Consider the following 14,693-nt stretch of genomic DNA (forward strand, 5'->3'; position numbering starts at 1 on the left):
ACTTCACCAACTACAGACTCCGCTGCCTACTCGCTGCCGGCGGCCACCGCCCCTACCGCGCGAAACGAACCAACCACGCCTAAATGCGAAGGGCCCTATTACTTCGCCAAACCCCTGACCGCGGAAAACTGCGGGCCGTGGGTCGATTCATTTACCCCGCACCTGCATCGGTCGCCCATCCAAACGTCCTTGGGCGCCTTGGCGTATCACTGGCAGTTCGCCCGCCTCGCCGCCCCGCATCCGCTTGATGTCGAACAATGCCCGCTGACACGCTTCATCCGCCGCCCCGCCATCGACCCCGAAGCCAGTCGCGATGCTGGCTCTGAAGCCGCTTGGGAAATCGAGACCGCCCCGGAGATCGAGGCCGACACCGAAATCGAAGCATGGCATGCACTGCAACACGCGCCCCAAGGTATGCATGCTGTCTCCAGCCGCTTACTCATCGACTGGCTCACACATCAGATCTATCCCCCCACACAGCAGGACCTCCGGCCCCAAGCCCGCCTTCTACCCTTCTAAAAACCATGGACAAACATAATGTCGAGCGGGATATCGCCGCCGCGAAGCCCATCACCGCGCTGATGCTGCGACCCTAGGGGGCGTCGTCGCGACCGGCCGGGTCAGGCGCTGGCCGGGTGCTCGTGTTCGCCGGCGTCGCTCTGCAGCCACGCCACCGCGAGATGGCGGGAGGTGAAGAACCGCGTGGGGCACGGCGGGGAGTTCACCCCGAGGAAGAAGTTGGCGATCATCCTGTCGACGGGGGAGGAGCCCAGGAGCGCGATCCGCGATGCGGCGCAGGGGATGGCGAAGACCGCCCGCGCGTCGCGCGTCACCGTTCTCGTGGTCTCCATGTCCACCAGCATGGGGTGGCCTTGCGCCTCGGCGAGGGAGTCGACCGCCTGCATGGCCGCCTCGGCATCCGTGGCGGTGATGGTGCAGTCCCTGTCCCACGCCAGGTGGAGGATGCCGTTCGGCAGGAGTTCCAGGCTTGCTTTGTCGCCGTCGATTCGTCGTGCGGGCATGCGGGCCTCCTGAGCAGACCGCTGATACCTTCCGGGCCGGCCGGCCCTGGGTTCACCCCGTGAGACCGAGGATCAGCGAGCTCCCATCGTAGCGAAATATCCGGGGATGCCGGTGGTCCCTTCGCCGCCCATCGGCACGGCCTCGATGGTGACCGGCCCGTCGGCCAGCACCTTCCAGGCTTCCTCGGGGAACGCCGCCCGGCGTTCCCCCGGGCCGAAATGGCCGGGTACGGGGATGCCGCCGATGGCCTTGCGCAGCGGGAGCGGAATGCTGCCCCGTGTCGCGCCGAGGCTCTGCATGTAGGAGAGCGGGTTGCCGCGGTAGTTCGTCTCCGTGAGCAGGAGGCGCCCATGCCGGCCCACCACGGAGTGCAGGTTCTGCCCCAACTGCTCACGCTGCCGACCCCGCAGGACATGGAAGACGCCGCGGACGAACACGTTCATGTCGCCGTATTCCTCATGCAGCATATGACCGGTGCCGGGGTCGGTCAGGTCGAGCGTGCGGAAGGAGATGGCGCCGATACCGCCGGTCTCCTGTCGGGCCCGCTGCACGGCACTCTCCGCGATGTCCACGCCGACGGCGGTGGGGAACCCGGCCGCGAGCCAGCGTGTCCACCGTCCGTTCCCGCACCCGACGTCGAGGACCGGGAGCGTGAAGTCCATGGAGGCCTCCATGACGCGCGTGTACTGCTCCGCCTCCGGCCCGATGTCCGCGTCCCAGAGCACCTCGCCCTGTGTGCCGGTCGTGCGGACGCCGCTCCAGTAGCCCTCCCACGCCGTCGCCGGGTCCCGGGGAGTGCGCCGGGCCAGGCGCGCGACCTCGGGCACCATCAGGAGTTGACCGATGATTCGCAACATAGGTCGAGGGTACAGACGGTCCGTGGACAACAGGGTCAACCAAGGATTTCCACAGGACGCGCCCAATCGGCCCGCGGGTCGGGGTGGCCTGCCTATGCTGGCCGTTGCCATGACCGTCGTGGCAGTGTAGAGGATGGGGACTCCATGCGGCGCGACATGCTGCTCGCCGCCGACCGGCGCCGCGGTGAGCAGTGGGGCCCTACGCGGGTCCTGACCGCCCTGATGGTGGGCCTGCTCGTCGTCTATACCGTGGGCCTCCTGCTCGGGGATCCGACGACGTTCGAGCCGTTCACCGACGGCTGGCTGTGCATCCTCACCGAGCTCGCCGCCGTGGCCCTGTGCATCACTGCCGCGGTGCGGACCCGGTTCTCCGAGCCGCAGGTCCTGCTCGGTGCCGGAGCCGTCACTGCCTACACCGCCGGGGACGCCTACTACGTCGCCTCGCTCGACGGAGTCGATTCGCTCGGTTTCACCTCCCTCGCGGACGTTCCGTACCTCGCGTTCTACCCGCTCTTGCTCGGCGCGCTCGCGGTCGTGCTCGTGCGGAAGCTTCGTGGCCTGATGTGGCCGATCCTGCTGGACAGCCTCGTCGGGGCGCTCGCGGCGGCCTCGCTCATGGTGCTGCTGCTGGCCCCGATCCTGAAGACCGGCCCGGTCGGCGGGACGGCCTTCGAGGTGGCCGTCACCGTCGCCTACCCGCTCCTCGACCTGCTGCTGGTCACCGCCGTCGCCGGGGTCCTGGCGTCGAAGGGCCTCGACATCGGTCCGCGCTGGCCGGTGCTGATCGCCGGGCTGATCATGTTCTCCGCCGCCGACGTCGCCTATGCGCTGGGTCTCGAGGAGTACAGCGCGGGCTCGATCATCGACGCTGGCTGGGTGATCGGGGTGGTGGCCGTCGCAGCCTGGGTCGACGGCGCGGCGGGATCAGGTCGGGCCCGCAGGAGTCGAGGTGTCCCGGAGCTCGCGGCACCCCTGGTGTCCACGGCGTCGGCCCTCGCCGTGCTCGTGGTCGGCTCCCGGCTGGACATCCCGCTGCTCGCGGTGGTCCTGGCGGCCGCCTCGCTCGGCATGGCGTCCGTGCCCCTCGCGTTCCGGAACCGGATGCTCGTGGTCCTCGCCCGGACCGACGAGCTCACGGGACTGCCGAATCGCCGCGCGCTGCTGACCGATGTCCCCGACCGGCTCACCGGTGGCCGTGGCGCCCTGTTCCTCGTCGACCTCGACCGCTTCAAGCACGTGAACGACGCCCTCGGGCACGACGTGGGGGATGCACTCCTCGTGCAGGTGGGCCGGCGCTTCCGGCGGCAACTGCGCCCCGGTGACCTGCTCGCGCGCCTCGGCGGCGACGAGTTCGCCGTCTTCCTCGGCGGCGTCACGGAGACCGAGGCCGTCGCCGCGGCGAAGCGGCTGGGAGCCGAACTGGCCAGCCCCGTGGAGGTCGGCAGCGCGGCCCTGCAGGTGAGCGCCAGCATCGGGATCGCCCTGACGCCCCGGCACGGCACGGACATCACCCGGCTCATGCGGAAGGCCGACATCGCCATGTTCCGCGCGAAGGCGCAGCGCAGCGGCTGCCACGTGTACGACTCGACGGACGACGACGACGGCGAACTGCGGCTGCGGACCGTCCAGGAGATCCGCACGGCGCTCACCGAGGAGCAGTTCGAGCTGCACTACCAGCCGAAGGTCCGCCTGGCCGACCACGGGGTGACCGGAGTGGAGGCCCTCGTCCGCTGGAACCACCCCACCCGCGGCCAGCTGCCGCCGAGCGCCTTCCTGTCGCTCGTCGAGGACGCCGGCCTGATGCCGCAGCTGTCCTCGCTCGTCCTCCGACGGGCCGTGCGGCGCGTCGCCGGCTGGCGCGCGGACGGCCTGGACATCGTGGTCGCCGTGAACATGTCCGGCTCCTGCATCCTGCCGTGCCTCACGCAGGAGATCCTGACCCTGCTCGACCTGCACGGGCTGCCGGCGTCCTGCCTCATGCTCGAGATCACCGAGGACGTCCTGATGTCCACGCCCGCCGGGACCGCCGGGATCCTCGCGGAGCTGCGGGCCGCGGGCCTGCAGATCTCGATCGACGACTTCGGCACCGGGTACAGCTCCCTGGCCTACCTGCGGGACCTCCCCGTGGACGAACTGAAACTCGACCGCTCCTTCGTCACGGCGATGGGCGGCGACCCGCGTGCGGGCGCGCTCGTCGGGTCCATCATCGACATGGCGCACAGCCTGGGCCTCCGCGTGGTCGCCGAGGGCGTCAACGGTGAGGAGACCCGGGAGGAACTGCTGAGCCGAGGCTGCGATTTCGGGCAGGGCTTCCACCTCGCCATGCCGCTCCCCGCGTCCGGCGTCGGGCCGTGGCTGGCGGCCCGCGCCGTGGCAGCAGGCCGCTGATGGGAGCGATCATCGCGCCTCGGCCGAGGGATCGGACAGAAAGTGCGCAGCACGGTTCCGATGCACTCGGTGCCGGCACCGACATCTGGCAGGGTGATAGCCATGACTCCTGACCCCGACGCGCGTGTCGCGCTCATCATCGAAGACGACGCCGATGTGCGGCAGTTGCTGGTCATGACGCTCGGCATGAACGGCTTCATCACGATCGAGGCCGAGAACGGGCGCCAGGGCGTCGCGCTCGTCCGCGACCGGAAACCCGACCTCGTGACGCTGGACCTGAACCTCCCGGACATCGACGGCGTGGAGGTGTGCCGGCAGATCCGACCGCTGACGGACGCCTACGTCATCATGATCACGGCGCGGCAGGACGAGATCGACCGCCTCATCGGGCTCGAGATCGGAGCCGACGACTTCGTGGTGAAACCGTTCAGCCCCCGCGAGGTCGGCGCACGGGTGAATGCGATGTTCCGCCGCCCGCGGAGCACCGTGCGGAACGTCTCCCAGCCCCTGCTGGGCACGGGCACCCCCGAGCCGCAGCCCCCGGCGGCACCGGCGGTCGAGCCGGAGCCGGTGGCGGGCATGCTGACCCATGGCGCCCTCAGCATCGACACCGAGGGCCGGATCGCCATGCTCGACGGCGTCGAGCTCCCGCTCACGCGGATCGAGTTCGACCTGCTGGCCACGCTCGTCTCCGGACCCCGCCGGGTCTGGCAGCGGGAGACCCTGCTCTCGCGGATCTGGGGTGACGGGTGGGTCAACGACCAGCACCTCGTCGAAGTGCACATCCGGAACCTGCGGAAGAAGCTGGGCGAGGACACGAAGGCCCCCCGGTTCATCCGGACGGTGCGCGGCGTCGGCTACCGGATGATGCCGCCCAGCGCCGACTGAAAGTCCATCGCGAGGCCTCGCAGCCGCGCGATCGCGGGCCCCTGCTCGGTGGGCCTGCCCATGAGCTCCAGGGCCGTGGACGATTCCTCCGCGAGCCGGCACGCCCCCACCATGGAGGCGCTGGCGTGCAGGCTGAGCAGGGCCACGACGGTGTCGTCCGCGGCCCGAGCGGCGAAGGCCGCCTCCACGGCGCTGATCCGCTGCGGGAGCATCTGCCCGAACATCTGCGCGAACTCCAGGGCACCGGCCGGGTTGGAGAGTTCCTCCCCGAGGTTCTCGAGGGTCCGCGAGTCGAGCGCGGGAAGCTGTGACACGTCGGTCCTGTCGGTTGCTGGGCGGGAACACTCTCCGATCGAGGCTGCCCGCCGGCTCCGGTGGACGGACCGGAGCCGGTGGGACGATCGCGGAGAACTGTGCTCCTGCCCTCCACTGTGACCGTCGCCGCTCAAACACGCCGTGCCCGAAGTGCGAAAGAAGACCGAAGAAAAAGCGAAGGTCGGGCGATACCGCACGCCCACGACGCCGCTCCCGGCCCTGCCTGCCTGCCTGCCGGCCTGCCTACGCGAGCATCTCCCGGACCATCGGGATCACCTTGGTGCCGTAGAGCTCGATGCTGTGCATGAGCTTCGCGTGGGGCAGCGGCCCGGCGCTGTACTTCATGTCGAAGCGGTCGATCCCGAGGGTCTGCGCGGTCGCGGCGATCTTCCGTGCGACGGTCTCCGGCGACCCGACGTACAGGGAACCGGAGTCCGCCTCGTGCTCGAACTCCTCGCGCGTCGTCGGACCCCAGCCGCGTTCCCGGCCGATGCGGTCGCGCATGATCCGGTTGTCCGGCCACAGTTCCTCGCGGGCCTGCTCGTCGGAGTCGGCGATGTAGCCGGGCGAGTGGACGCCGATGGGCAGCGTGGGCCGGCCGAGCTGGTTCAGGGCACGGTGGTACAGGTCGACGTAGGGGACGAAGCGCGCGGGGTCGCCACCGATGATCGCGAGCATCATCGGCATGCCGTAGCGGGCTGCCCGCACCACGGATTCGGGACTGCCGCCGACACCGATCCAGGTCTTCAGGCGCCCGCCCTCGGTCTTCGGGTACACCTCGTGGTCCTTCAGGCCCGGGCGGGTGGAGCCGGACCAGGTGACGGGCCCTTCCTTGATGAGCTCGGAGAAGAGGTCGAGCTTCTCCTCGAACAGCCGCTCGTAGTCGGAGAGTTCGTAGCCGAACAGCGGGAAGGACTCGGTGAAGGAGCCCCGCCCGAGGATGACCTCGGCGCGGCCGTCGGAGGCGGCGTCGAGGGTGGCGAAGCGCTGGTAGACACGGACGGGGTCATCGGAGCTGAGCACCGTCACCGCCGAACCGAGCCGGATGCGCTCCGTCTGTCCGGCGATCGCCGCGAGGACGGTCTCCGGGGCGGAGATGGCGAAGTCGTCGCGGTGGTGCTCGCCGAGACCGATGAAGTCGACCCCCACCTGGTCGGCGAGGACCGCCTCGGCGATCACGTTGCGGATGACCTGCGGGTAGGGGACGGGCTTGCCGTCCTCACCGCGCGTGACGTCCCCGAAGGTGTCGAGTCCGAGTTCCAGTTCGCGTGCCATGGTGATGCTCCCGTGCTCAACGTTCGGCCCGCCCTGGGCCTGCTGGTAGAACGGGGCCCCCTCCGGCGTTATTCCATGCATATGTATCTAGTTGCGAGGGCCCAGGCTACCTCCGGCCGTCCTGCAGGGCCTCCGCGGCGCGGTCCGCCCGGGCGATGCTCGCCGGATCCGCGAGGTCGACGCCGGCACGTGCCGCAGCAGCCCGCGCGGCCGGGGACTTCAGGTCGGGGAGGGCGAACTGCTTGGGGGTGATCCGTGCATCCTGTGCTGCATGCGCGCGCTGGTCCCTGGCGAGCGCGGGGCCGGACAGCTCGGCGGCCTGCACCGTGGCCGTGGTCACCGCCACGGGGGCGCCCGTCAGTGCCGGGCCCATGACCGGGACGTAGCCGAGGGCGTGGCCCGCGCGGTTGGGATGGTACGAGTCGGAGATGGGGCTCGCCACGCCGTTCAGCCATTCGACGTCGTCGCACACCGCGTGCCCCGTGAACGCCGCGGACGGGTCCCGGAAGGTGAAGCCGGCCGCGGCGGCGGCCGCCGCCGTCGTCCGGTTGAGCAGGTCCGCCGTCGCGTTGAGGCGTGCCTCCTCCGTGGGGGAGAACCAGGTGGCCGCGTTGCAGTCCTCGCCGTTGAAGACCCGCGGGTAGCCGGCCACGGTGACGGACGCCTGGGGCGCCCGGGCGCGGATCTGCCCGTACAGCGAGCCGAGGCGGCCGGGGAGCTGCCCGGTGATGATGGCCTGGGCCCGGTCGATGGCCGCGGTGCAGTTGCTCATCCACGCCGGCTTCGCGCACTCCGTCAGGACGGCGGCGAACGCGGCGTCGTTGCCGCCGACGCTCACGGACACGTACGACGTCGCCGGCGTCAGCGCACCCAGCTGGCCGGCCGCCACGTCGGGGATGGTGGCGCCGGAGCACGCGCGGAAGTCCAGGGCGTACCCCCTGGCGCTCGCGATGAGGACGGGATACGCGTGGACGGAACGCTGGCAGCTCGTCCCGTCCGCCAGGTACGTGCGCGTCCCGGTCCCCGAGGAGTACGAATCGCCGAGGGCCACGTACGAGGCGGGCGCTGCGACGGCCGGCGGCGCGGGCACCAGGACGGCGGCCAGCAGGGCCAGGGCCGCGACGGCGGGACGGAGGCGGGGAATCGTCATTGATACTCCTGGTACGGGTGGGGCTGTTGTGGCAACGCTAGCCTCGTGTCGGCGCCTGCGGGAGGCCTCCGACGGCGCCGCGCGCACGACCCTTCCGCCGGACCGGGGCGGCGGGGTATGGTTCCGCCCGGCGTGCCGCACCCTTTGCCTCGGCTCCGGGGCGCGCGGTACGCTGTGGGACGGCTCACATGCCGCACGACCCAACTGAATACGCCATCGATCTGCAGCGGGAGAGTTCTGCCGTTGACCCACACACCGGCAGGCGCCGTAGGAGCAAATCCTCCCCAGGAATCTCTCAGGCGAAAGTACCGCTGCGGCTAGGCAACTCTGGAAAGCAGCCCCGGACGGCGTCCGGCGCTCACCGACGGTGCAAGCAGGCACGGAGCCCTGCGGAAACTCTCAGGTCCCCTACAGAGCGGGGAGGAACCCGACCAGGCTCGCGCACGCCCGCGCACCTCATCTGACGTACGGAGTTCCCATGACTGCCTCCCCCGACATCGCGTCGACCTTCGCCGACCGCCATATCGGTCCGCGCTCCTCGGACGCCGGGCACATGCTCGAGGTCCTCGGCTACCCGACCCTGGACAAGCTCGTGGACCTGGCCGTGCCTGCGAGTATCCGCCTCGACCGGGCGCTGAACCTCCCGGCGGCCTTGAGCGAGACCGAGGTCCTGGCTGAGCTCCGCCGGATGGCGGGTCGGAACAGGACCGCCGTGCAGATGATCGGTCAGGGCTACTACGACACCGTCACGCCGCCGGTCATCCGCCGCAATGTCCTCGAGTCGCCCGCCTGGTACACGGCCTACACGCCCTACCAGCCCGAGATCTCCCAGGGCCGCCTCGAGGCCCTCCTCAATTTCCAGACCATGGTGCAGGACCTCACGGCCCTCGACATCGCCAACGCCTCGCTGCTGGACGAGGCGTCCGCCGTCGCGGAGGCCGTCCTGCTCATGCGCCGCTCCGGGAAGAACAAGGGCCGCACGGTGATCGACGCCGACGCCCTCCCGCAGACCGTCGCCGTGGTCCGTGGCCGCGCGGAGGCGCTCGGGTTCGACGTCGAGGTCGTGGACCTCTCGGCCGGCCTGCCCGACGGCGACATCAACGGCGTCGTCCTCCAGCAGCCCGGCGCCTCCGGGGCCCTGCGCAACTACGCGGCCGTCATCGGGGCGGCCAAGGAGCGCGGTGCCCTCGTCACGGTCGCCGCCGACCTCCTGTCCCTGACGCTCATCACCGCGCCGGGCGAGCAGGGCGCCGACATCGCCGTCGGCTCCGCGCAGCGCTTCGGCGTCCCCCTCTTCTTCGGCGGTCCGCACGCCGCGTACCTGGCGGTCCGCAAGGGCCTCGAGCGCATGCTGCCCGGCCGCCTGGTGGGTGTCTCGAGGGATGCCGACGGCGCCCCAGCCTACCGCCTGGCGCTGCAGACCCGCGAGCAGCACATCCGCCGGGAGAAGGCCACGAGCAACATCTGCACCGCGCAGGCGCTGCTGGCGATCGTCGCCTCGATGTACGCCGTCTACCACGGCCCCGAGGGGCTCAGGGCCATCGCGCGCACAGCCCACCGCCGCGCCGTCGCCCTCGCGGCCGCCCTCCAGGGGTCCGAGGCGACCGTGGTGCACGACGCGTTCTTCGACACCCTCCTGGTCCGGGTTCCCGGCAGGGCCGCCGAGTTCGCGGACCGGGCCGAGGCCGCCGGCTACAACCTCCGCCGCATCGACGCCGACCACCTCGGCATCGCGTGCGACGAGACGACGACGCCGGAGCACGTCGCCGCCGTCGCCGCCGTCTTCGGCGGGACGCCGACCGAGGTCCCGGGGGACCGCATCCCCGCGGACCTGCAGCGCACGTCCGCGTTCCTGACGCACCCGGTGTTCTCCCTGCACCGCTCGGAGACCGCGATGCTGCGCTACCTGCGCCGGCTCTCGGACAAGGACCTGGCCCTGGACCGCACCATGATCCCGCTGGGCTCGTGCACCATGAAGCTCAACGCGACGGTCGAGATGGAGTCCATCTCCTGGCCCGAATTCGCGTCCATCCACCCGTTCGCCCCGGAGAGCCAGACCGAGGGGTGGCGTGAGCTGATCACGGACCTCGAGGAGCGGCTCGCCGAGATCACCGGGTACGACCGCGTGTCCCTCCAGCCCAACGCCGGCTCGCAGGGTGAGCTCGCGGGCCTCCTCGCCATCCGCGGCTACCACCGCTCGCGCGGCGACGAGAACCGCACCATCTGCCTCATCCCGTCCTCGGCCCACGGCACCAATGCCGCGTCCGCCGTGCTGGCGGGCATGAAGGTGGTGGTGGTCGGCACGGCCTCGAACGGCAACATCGACCACGACGACCTCCTCGCGAAGATCGAGCAGCACGCCGGGAACCTCTCCGCCATCATGATCACTTACCCCTCCACCCACGGGGTGTTCGAGGAGGACGTGCGCTGGGTCTGCGAGAAGGTGCACGAGGCCGGCGGCCAGGTCTACATCGACGGCGCCAACCTCAACGCGCTCGTCGGGCTCGCGCAGCCCGGTGAGTTCGGCGGCGACGTCTCCCACCTGAACCTGCACAAGACGTTCTGCATCCCGCACGGCGGCGGCGGGCCCGGCGTCGGCCCCGTGGCGGTCGCCGCGCACCTCGCGCCGTTCCTGCCCGGCGACGCGAACCGCGACATCGCCGACGACGGCGGGCCGGGCGCCGAGGGCGGCACGCCGGTCTCCGGATCGATGTACGGCTCCGCCGGCGTCCTGCCGATCTCCTGGGCGTACATCGCACTCATGGGCTCCGAGGGACTCACCAGCGCCACCGCGCACGCCCTCCTCGCCGCCAACTACGTCGCGGCACGCCTGACCGAGCACTTCCCCGTGCTCTACACCGGGGTGCAGGGCCTCGTGGCCCATGAGTGCATCCTGGACCTCCGCCCGCTCACGGCCGCCACCGGCGTCACCGCCGAGGACGTGGCCAAGCGGCTCATCGACTACGGGTTCCACGCCCCCACGCTGTCCTTCCCCGTGGCCGGGACGCTGATGGTGGAACCGACGGAGTCCGAGGACCTCGCCGAACTGGACCGCTTCGTCGAGGCCATGATCGCGATCAGGGGCGAGATCGACCGCGTGGCGGCCGGCGACTTCAGCATCGAGGAGAGCCCGCTCCGGCAGGCACCCCACACCGCGCGCGTCCTGGTCAGCGACGAGTGGACGCAGGCCTACCCGCGCGAACTCGCCGCTTACCCGCTGCGCTCCCTGCACCACGACAAGTACTTCCCGCCGGTGCGCAGGATCGACGGCGCCCACGGCGACCGCAACCTCGTGTGCTCCTGCCCGCCCATCGAAGCCTTCGAAGACTAGGACCACCGCCAACCATGAGCGAGCAGAGCAAGCACACGGCCCTGTACACCCAGCACGAGGCGCACGGGGCGTCCTTCACCGACTTCGGCGGGTGGCAGATGCCGCTGAAGTACCGGAGCGAACTCGAGGAGCACCACACGGTCCGCCGGGCCGCCGGCCTCTTCGACCTGTCCCACATGGGTGAGGTGCTCGTCAGCGGCCCCCAGGCCGCCGCGTTCCTCAACCACGCCCTGGTCAGCAACCTCGCGGTGATCGCCGTCGGCAAGGCCAAGTACTCCCTGATCTGCAACGCCGAGGGCGGGGTGATCGACGACCTCATCACGTACCGGCTCGCCGAGGACTCCTTCCTCGTGGTGCCCAACGCCTCCAACGCGGGCGTCGTCGCCGAACAGCTCCGCCGGCGCGCCGCGGGCTTCGACGTCGCCGTCGAGGACCAGTCCGACACCACGGCCCTCATCGCCGTGCAGGGCCCCACCGCCGAAGCGGTCCTCCTCGACCTGGCCCGCCCCGAGGACGCGGGGACCATCCGCGACCTGAAGTACTACGCGGCCGTGGAGCTCGAGCTGGCGGGCCTCCCGGTCCTGCTGGCCCGCACGGGCTACACCGGCGAGGACGGCTTCGAGATCTTCATCGGCAACAGCTTCGCGGTGCGCCTGTGGGACGCAGCCCTGCAGGCCGGGAGTGCCCACGGGCTCCTGCCCTGCGGCCTGGCCGCCCGCGACTCGCTCCGGCTGGAGGCGGGCATGCCGCTGTACGGGAATGAACTCGGCCTCGACACCAACCCCTTCGAGGCCGGCCTCGGCCCCGTGGTCAGCACCAAGAAGGCCGACGACTTCGTGGGCCGCGCCGTGCTCGAACCCTTCAAGGCCGTCGAGCCCGCGCGGCGCCTCGTGGGTCTGCGCGCCGTCGGACGCCGGTCCGCCCGTGCCGGGTACGACGTCGTCGTGGACGGGACCGCCGTCGGCACCGTCACGTCGGGGCTGCCCAGCCCCACCCTCGGCTACCCGATCGCCCTCGCCTACGTGGACGCCGCATTCGCCGCGATCGGCACCGAGGTGCAGGTGGACCTCCGTGGCCGCCCGGAACCCTTCACCGTGATCCCCACGCCCTTCTACCGGCGCGAGAAGCCCGCCGGTACCACGCCGTGACCATCAGCGCCTTCGACCTCTTCAAGATCGGCATCGGCCCCTCCAGCTCGCACACCGGCGGACCGATGACCGCCGCCTACCTCTTCACCGACCTGCTGGCCGCGAAGGGTGTGCGGGCCGATGTGCAGCGCGTCCAGGTGGACCTCTTCGGCTCCCTCGGCGTCACCGGCCACGGCCACGGCACGGTGAAGGCCGTGCTGCTGGGCCTGGAGGGGGACCAGCCGCACCTCGTGGACCCCACCTCGGCCGATGCCCGTGTGGCGTACATCGGCGAGTGCCGGTCGCTCAACCTCGGGGGGGAGCGCCGGATCGCTTTCGACCCGGAGACGGACGTGCTGCTGCACCGCGGCCAGCGCCTCGACTATCACACCAATGGCATGCGCTTCTCGGCATACACAGCCGACGGCGGACTCATCCTCACAAGAGAATATTTCTCGGTGGGGGGCGGGTTCGTCCTGGACGAGGACGAGATCGGCGCCGAGACGGCGGTCCTGCAGCCCGTCCCGGTGTCCCACCCGTTCGACACCGCCGACCAGCTCGTGGACCTCTGCCGGCGCACCGGCTGGTCCTTCTCCGACGTCGTCCTCGCCAATGAACTGTCCTGGCGCTCGGAGGCCGAGGTCCGGCAGGGACTGCTCGCCATCTGGGCGGTCATGCAGGACACCATCCGCCGGGGCACGACGACGGGCGGCATCCTGCCCGGCGGCCTGAGCGTCCGACGCCGGGCGGAGCGGCAGCGGCAGCTGCTCGAGAAGGCCGACGATCCGACCGACCGCCTCGGCACCATGGAATGGGTCACGCTCTTCGCGCTGGCCGTCAACGAGGAGAACGCAGCGGGCGGGCGCGTGGTCACCGCGCCGACCAACGGGGCCGCCGGCATCATCCCGGCGGTCCTGAAGTACTACGTGGACTTCGTCCCGGGGGCCGACGAGGACGGCGTGGTCCGCTTCCTGCTCGCGGCGACCGCCATCGGCACCCTGTTCAAGAAGAACGCGTCGATCTCCGGCGCGGAGGTGGGCTGCCAGGGCGAGGTCGGTTCGGCATGCGCCATGGCCGCCGGAGCGCTGGCCGAGGTGCTCGGCGGCACCCCGGAACAGGTGGAGAACGCCGCCGAGATCGGGATCGAGCACAACCTCGGGTTGACCTGCGACCCCGTGGGCGGGCTCGTGCAGATCCCGTGCATCGAACGGAACGCCGTCGGGGCGATGAAGGCCATCACGGCCGCACGGATGGCCGTGCGCGGGGACGGCCAGCACCACGTCTCGCTCGACGTCGCCATCAAGACCATGCGCGACACCGGCGCGGACATGATGGACAAGTACAAGGAGACAGCGCGCGGCGGCCTGGCCCTGAACGTCGTGGAGTGCTGAGTGCTCGCGCCTGACCTCCCGGTCCGCGTCGAGGTCATCCCCGGCGACGGCCTCGAGGAGCGGCTCCGGGTGCACCTGCCCGCACCCGCCGTCGTCACCGTGACCTGTCTGCCGCACCACGGCCCGGGCGAGGCCGTGGACACCGCCGCGCGGCTCGCGGAGGCGGGGTACACCGCCATCCCGCACCTGGCCGCACGCTCCGTGGCGAGTCGGCCCGAACTCGCCGGGCATGTCACGCGGTGCATGGATGCGGGCATCAGGGACGTCTTCGTGGTCGGCGGGGACGCTGCCGACGCCGCGGGACCCTATGCCTGGAGCGGTGCGCTCATGGAGGACATCGCGGAACTCTCCGGCGGCACGCTGCGCCTGGGCATCGCGGTCTACCCCGAGGGGCACCCGGCCACCACGGACCAGGAACTCACGAGGACGCTGCTCGCGAAGCAGGTCCTGGCGTCCTGGTGCGTCACCCAGCTCTGTTTCTCCCCGGACACCCTGCGCGCCTACGTGGCGCGCCTGCGGGGTGACGGGATCACCCTGCCGGTCTGGGCCGGTATCCCCGGGCCGGTCCGCATCAGCCGCCTGATCCGGCTGGCCGGCACGATCGGCGTCGGACAGTCGATCGGCTTCCTCAGGCGTTCCGCCGGTGGAGCGGACACCGGGTCCGTGGTCCGGCAGTTGCTGTCCTCAGCGTCCTACGATCCGGCGCCGCTGGTGGCCGCGCTCGACGGCGCAGGCTACGAGGGGGTGCACCTGTACAGCTTCAACGACTTCGCCCGGCTCTCGGGGTCAGGGATGGCGCGGCTCGGGTGAGCAGGCGTGATGGTCAGGGCCGAAGGGCCCTGACGGGTTCGTCGGCGCCAGGCAGTCCCGCCAGGTGAGCACGACGTCATGATCTGCCCGGTCAGGGTGGTCCCTCCCGATCGGTTGTGCCGGGGTCGGAGCGGCGAT

General features: G+C 70.9%; 12 protein-coding genes and 1 riboswitch. Of the genes, 7 read left to right on the forward strand and 5 right to left on the reverse strand.

The annotated features are described in order from the left end of the window. A partial coding sequence (locus tag IWX63_RS16790) for a hypothetical protein (RefSeq protein WP_334685753.1) occupies positions 1-519 on the forward strand: 519 nt, incomplete at its 5' end. A 101-nt stretch (positions 520-620) separates the two neighbouring features. On the opposite strand, the gene IWX63_RS08900 is transcribed toward IWX63_RS16790, so the two are convergent. Continuing rightward, on the reverse strand, positions 621-1,022 hold the full coding sequence (locus tag IWX63_RS08900) for a DUF7793 family protein (protein ID WP_199277821.1): 402 nt from the start codon (positions 1,020-1,022) through the stop codon (positions 621-623). A 72-nt stretch (positions 1,023-1,094) separates the two neighbouring features. After that, complete coding sequence (locus IWX63_RS08905; RefSeq protein ID WP_199277822.1) at positions 1,095-1,880, reverse strand: class I SAM-dependent methyltransferase; 786 nt, start codon at positions 1,878-1,880, stop codon at positions 1,095-1,097. 144 nt (positions 1,881-2,024) lie between these two features. Here IWX63_RS08905 and IWX63_RS08910 point away from each other — a divergent pair, with 144 nt between their 5' ends. Together IWX63_RS08910 and IWX63_RS08915 are read left to right on the forward strand one after the other, a co-directional pair. After that, positions 2,025-4,268, forward strand: a complete 2,244-nt coding sequence (locus IWX63_RS08910; protein ID WP_199277823.1) for a putative bifunctional diguanylate cyclase/phosphodiesterase — start codon at positions 2,025-2,027, stop codon at positions 4,266-4,268. A gap of 102 nt (positions 4,269-4,370) precedes the next feature. Then, positions 4,371-5,156 carry a response regulator transcription factor gene (locus IWX63_RS08915; RefSeq protein ID WP_199277824.1) on the forward strand — a complete coding sequence of 262 codons (786 nt, stop codon included), beginning with the start codon at positions 4,371-4,373 and terminating at the stop codon, positions 5,154-5,156. Here the strand turns inward: IWX63_RS08915 and IWX63_RS08920 are convergent. The 3 genes from IWX63_RS08920 to IWX63_RS08930 form a co-directional block, all read right to left on the reverse strand. Next, positions 5,126-5,470 (reverse strand): hypothetical protein, encoded by a 345-nt coding sequence (locus IWX63_RS08920; RefSeq protein ID WP_199277825.1) that lies wholly within the window; start codon positions 5,468-5,470, stop codon positions 5,126-5,128. The genes IWX63_RS08915 and IWX63_RS08920 overlap by 31 nt on opposite strands. A 244-nt stretch (positions 5,471-5,714) precedes the next feature. Next, positions 5,715-6,746 carry an LLM class flavin-dependent oxidoreductase gene (locus IWX63_RS08925; protein WP_199277826.1) on the reverse strand — a complete coding sequence of 344 codons (1,032 nt, stop codon included), beginning with the start codon at positions 6,744-6,746 and terminating at the stop codon, positions 5,715-5,717. A gap of 106 nt (positions 6,747-6,852) precedes the next feature. Then, positions 6,853-7,896, reverse strand: coding sequence for an SGNH/GDSL hydrolase family protein (locus IWX63_RS08930; protein WP_199277827.1), 1,044 nt, complete (start codon positions 7,894-7,896; stop codon positions 6,853-6,855). Between the two features lie 217 nt (positions 7,897-8,113). Further along, positions 8,114-8,217: riboswitch (glycine riboswitch) on the forward strand. Between the two features lie 157 nt (positions 8,218-8,374). On the opposite strand from IWX63_RS08930, the gene gcvP reads away from it, so the two are divergent. From gcvP to IWX63_RS08950, 4 genes are read left to right on the forward strand one after another with little or no spacing between them, the layout of a single operon-like run. Further along, positions 8,375-11,227, forward strand: a complete 2,853-nt coding sequence (gene gcvP, locus IWX63_RS08935) for an aminomethyl-transferring glycine dehydrogenase (RefSeq protein WP_199277828.1) — start codon at positions 8,375-8,377, stop codon at positions 11,225-11,227. A 14-nt stretch (positions 11,228-11,241) separates the two neighbouring features. Then, positions 11,242-12,375 carry a glycine cleavage system aminomethyltransferase GcvT gene (gcvT, locus tag IWX63_RS08940; RefSeq protein ID WP_199277829.1) on the forward strand — a complete coding sequence of 378 codons (1,134 nt, stop codon included), beginning with the start codon at positions 11,242-11,244 and terminating at the stop codon, positions 12,373-12,375. Beyond that, positions 12,372-13,745 carry an L-serine ammonia-lyase gene (locus IWX63_RS08945; RefSeq protein ID WP_199277830.1) on the forward strand — a complete coding sequence of 458 codons (1,374 nt, stop codon included), beginning with the start codon at positions 12,372-12,374 and terminating at the stop codon, positions 13,743-13,745. Before gcvT ends, IWX63_RS08945 begins: the two co-directional genes overlap by 4 nt. Continuing rightward, positions 13,746-14,555 carry a methylenetetrahydrofolate reductase gene (locus IWX63_RS08950; RefSeq protein WP_199277831.1) on the forward strand — a complete coding sequence of 270 codons (810 nt, stop codon included), beginning with the start codon at positions 13,746-13,748 and terminating at the stop codon, positions 14,553-14,555. Positions 14,556-14,693: the final 138 nt, after the last annotated feature.

It is taken from the genome of Arthrobacter sp. CAN_A2 (assembly GCF_015752045.1).
In the GTDB taxonomy this organism is placed as follows: domain Bacteria; phylum Actinomycetota; class Actinomycetes; order Actinomycetales; family Micrococcaceae; genus Arthrobacter_D.